This is a genomic window from Hungatella sp., from assembly GCF_046966825.1.
In genome coordinates this window covers 1-2,025 of the sequence record NZ_JBKVCZ010000292.1, presented here as the reverse complement: position 1 = coordinate 2,025, position 2,025 = coordinate 1, and the positions used below count along the sequence as shown (strand labels likewise).

The following is a 2,025-nucleotide window of genomic DNA, read 5'->3' as shown; positions in this document are numbered from 1 at the left end:
TAATAACACGGTGGTAATAAAACAGAGAGTGCTGATATCAAGCCTTACCAAGAAATCACTAAAGCTGTTTTATGACTATTTAGATGCGGAATCAAAAAGAAATAGCGCCGTTGCTGAGCAGGCTTATAAATCCGGGTTCTGTACCGCCACACAACTGATTTTTTCCGGTCTTATGGAACCGGAACGGCTGGAGGCAGATCAGTGACTTGACCGAAGGGAGGTCTGCTATGGATATCATGGAAATACATAAAACCCTGTCCGCACTGCTTGATAAATTGAAACGTAACCGGGAACTTGTATCTCTTGCTGAATTAAAGACAAAATACCGCAAGCCCTATACAGCGCTATGTGAGGAAATACGCACAACAACCATTGCCTATGTCCAAAAGGCGGCTTTGCAGGGAATTCGTATCCGCAAGGCGTATTTTAAAGAAGCTCTGCCTATTATTGAAAACGCAATACACCGGTCAGGGCTGCTGCCAAAGATTTCAGCCGCGGCCTTCAAACGGCAGGATATCAAGGAAATTGAACGGTTAGCGCTTGCTTTAAATGAGCAGATAAAAATGGCTCTGGAACCATTTTACCATCAACACTTTGGGCTTTACCTGACAGAAGATTGCTTCGCAGACCCGCCCAGAACGCCGGATATCTATAATAATGTCAACGGCTGTATCCTGCGTGACGGAAAGTGGATACCCGAGGAGCTTCTATATGGAAAACAGGATTCGGCAGCGTAGGACAGATTACCGCCGGTATAGGATGGCATAACAGAAATTTTCTGCTATGCCGCAGAGTAAAAAGACCAGGAGGACAACCGTTGAATTACATAATCTATGGTAAGCATGAAAAAGAAAAACATTTTGGCGCTATGGATATCAAATCGAACAGATTACACCTTTCAGGTACGTGGAGCCGGTTCCTCTAAAGTATTTTATACAAAAGGAAGCGAAGATAAATAAGGTAATCGACATAAAAGGGCTGACTGACTGCTTGAATGAGCATCGGTCAGTTCTTTTGTACTATCGGGCCGGCATGACGGATCAGACCGGCTAAGTATGAAAGGAGGCTGCTCTGCAAAATGAAGAGCTTAAAATGGCTGGACGAAGCCTGTAACAACTGCGGTCAGCAGATTAATAGCTGGGATAAAAGAATCTCAAAGGTATTGGCCTACAGATATCCCTGCTGCGAGGCATGTATTGCCAGGGAATACGATATGGACATAGATGTATTGCGAGAGCGCATGGAACATTATCTGGGCATCAGACCCTGCCTTGGTCTATAAGGTGAGCCTATGGCAGAATACAATCTTTTAACACAGCGTCTTTTGTCAGAAGGATACTCCGTAGACCATTATCCGGATTACGTTCAGATTCAGGGCAGCACCCTACCCGGAGGAGATCCACTGAACAATCTTGGCGGCGGTTTTGTCTTCAAAAAAGCCATTGCCAATGACTGTATCTACAAGACAGGCTGCGGTAAATATGTTCTGGGCAAAAATGTGAACAGTGATATGAGTTATATGGGTATCCTGTGGTGTCATGAAAATGATAACCCGGTCATCCGGTGTCCCTATGATATCCCGGACTGTGCGGATAATGACCCTCTGCTCCATGGCACCCGGGGCGGAGGACTCTGCATTATGTGCCAATGTGTCTGCCATAGGACAGAGGAATGTTATGATTACGAGAATAGTATTGAGAAAGCAGACGATGAACGGCAGGCTGAGAAGCGCAGGAAATATGAAGAATACTCCAAAACCCACAAAGGGCGCGTGTGTTTGAATCATATGTATTTTAATGAAAGGACGCGGGAATGGAGATTGGAATATGAACCTCAAAGATGTGCCAGAATATGCTATTCCCAGGATGGGTGGTGCCCTGTTTTATGCCGGCAGCTTAGCCGGAAAAAGGGCAACGTGTATTATGATTTAAAGACGAGCCACATCAGGAAGGATGGGACCCTGTTCGACGGCGAAGTGATAGTTCATATTGAAAAAGGAATCCGCTACTTTGAACGTCCTGTGTG

2 protein-coding genes and 2 pseudogenes are annotated in these 2,025 nt (G+C 45.3%); all 4 read left to right on the top strand.

Translation table 11 applies throughout. The annotated features are described in order from the left end of the window. Positions 1–205: pseudogene (locus ACLTD4_RS33970) on the top strand (hypothetical protein); the annotation flags it as partial. 22 nt (positions 206–227) lie between these two features. Continuing rightward, on the top strand, positions 228–737 hold the full coding sequence (locus ACLTD4_RS33965) for a hypothetical protein (protein ID WP_055650218.1): 510 nt from the start codon (positions 228–230) through the stop codon (positions 735–737). Positions 738–1,078: 341 nt separating this feature from the next. After that, positions 1,079–1,282, top strand: coding sequence for a hypothetical protein (locus tag ACLTD4_RS33960; RefSeq protein ID WP_055650219.1), 204 nt, complete (start codon positions 1,079–1,081; stop codon positions 1,280–1,282). Positions 1,283–1,291: 9 nt separating this feature from the next. After that, a pseudogene (locus ACLTD4_RS33955) lies at positions 1,292–2,025 on the top strand (sarcolemmal membrane-associated protein); the annotation flags it as partial.

Excerpts from the sequence above, each read along its gene's own strand:
- ACLTD4_RS33965 (WP_055650218.1), top strand. The coding sequence starts at position 228 with ATGGATATCATGGAAATACATAAAACCCTGTCCGCACTGCTTGATAAA.
- ACLTD4_RS33960 (WP_055650219.1), top strand. The coding sequence starts at position 1,079 with ATGAAGAGCTTAAAATGGCTGGACGAAGCCTGTAACAACTGCGGTCAG.